We start from the raw sequence: 1148 nt of genomic DNA, 5'->3' as shown, positions 1-1148 counted from the left end.
TGGGGCCTTAGCTCAGCTGGGAGAGCGCCTGATTTGCATTCAGGAGGTCAGGAGTTCGATCCTCCTAGGCTCCACCATGAATTCTCTTGCCGCCTTTGATCCGTCCGGATTAAAAGAAGGCATGAAGATTTGTGCAATCACAATGGTTTACCGCGATTATTGGGCGTTATCACAATGGTACGCGCATTACTCACGGCACCTAGGTTCGGAACATCTTTACATCGTGTCACATGGTCGTGATCCGAAGGTTTCTGAGCTTTGCCCACGGGCGAGTGTGATCACGGCGCCGCGGGGTGACCTGACTGGTTTCGATCGGCTTCGTGGACACCTGCTGAACGGCCTTCAAGACGGATTGGGTGCGCTATACGACTGGGTTATCCGCACGGACGCGGATGAACTGATTTGTTTCGACCCGGAACGTTACGCAAATTTCAGCGACTTGTTCGCCTCGCGCAAGAGAGCGTCTGCACTCTTTGCTTTGGGAATGAACCTCGCTGAAATGGAGAGCGATCCTACGCTAACAGCGCACGATAATGTCCTGCGCTACAGGCGTAAGGCGCATTTCTCCGGGCATTACAGCAAGGCTTGGGCGGTTCGGCGTGGAACGCATTTGGTGCGCCATGGCATTCAAACCGCCCCCGACCGTTTGGACGACACGTCATTCACCTTTCCCAAAGGTGTTTACTTGGTTCATCTCAAATATGCGAACAGCGCTGCGTTGATCGATGCCAACCAGCATCGGACGCTTATTGGCAACGCTGGTAGCAAAGGTCTTCCCGGTAAAGCTTGGGCGCAGGCAGATCAAGACGCCTCCCGCTTTTACGCCGCTTTTCGCGAGTTGACTGAGCTGGATTGGCCCTTGGCAGAGCGACGCGCCTATCGGCGGATCAAGCGCGATCCGGTTCGAGATGAGAAGCTTAACGTGCTGCGTGCCAGATCGGTAAGGTTCCCGTTTCGGACGACCCTCCCAAAGTGGTTCGAAAACTGCTGATAGATTAGATCAGCAAGAGCGCTACGGCGTTTTTGCTCGTCCAATCTGGACGTTTGCGTGACATCCTTCGGATGCACGTGATTGACATCGTAAAGAGAGATACTAACAACATGTTTGATCTCACCGCGTTAGGTGATGATCTCAGTTGCTGCCCTTC

General features: G+C 53.8%; 1 protein-coding gene and 1 tRNA gene. Both read left to right on the top strand.

Annotated elements, in window-relative coordinates:
* The first annotated feature begins 1 nt into the window (after position 1).
* Positions 2-77 (top strand) — tRNA-Ala (locus ACGYK4_RS17285).
* The gene (locus ACGYK4_RS17280) at positions 77-991 is read left to right on the top strand and encodes a glycosyltransferase family 2 protein (protein WP_394457538.1); all 915 of its coding nucleotides are present in this window, start codon (positions 77-79) and stop codon (positions 989-991) included. The genes ACGYK4_RS17285 and ACGYK4_RS17280 overlap by 1 nt, the downstream gene beginning before the upstream one ends.
* The last annotated feature ends 157 nt before the right edge of the window (positions 992-1148 follow it).

Source organism: Sulfitobacter sp. 1A13368, assembly GCF_043557275.1.
GTDB classification, from domain to species: Bacteria; Pseudomonadota; Alphaproteobacteria; order Rhodobacterales; family Rhodobacteraceae; genus Sulfitobacter; species Sulfitobacter faviae.
The sequence above is the reverse complement of the archived record's forward strand: the minus strand, read 5'-3'. Positions and strand labels throughout refer to the sequence as shown.

Bases quoted from the DNA above. Each gene is read 5' to 3' on its own strand.
- ACGYK4_RS17280 (WP_394457538.1), top strand. From the start codon at position 77: ATGAATTCTCTTGCCGCCTTTGATCCGTCCGGATTAAAAGAAGGCATG.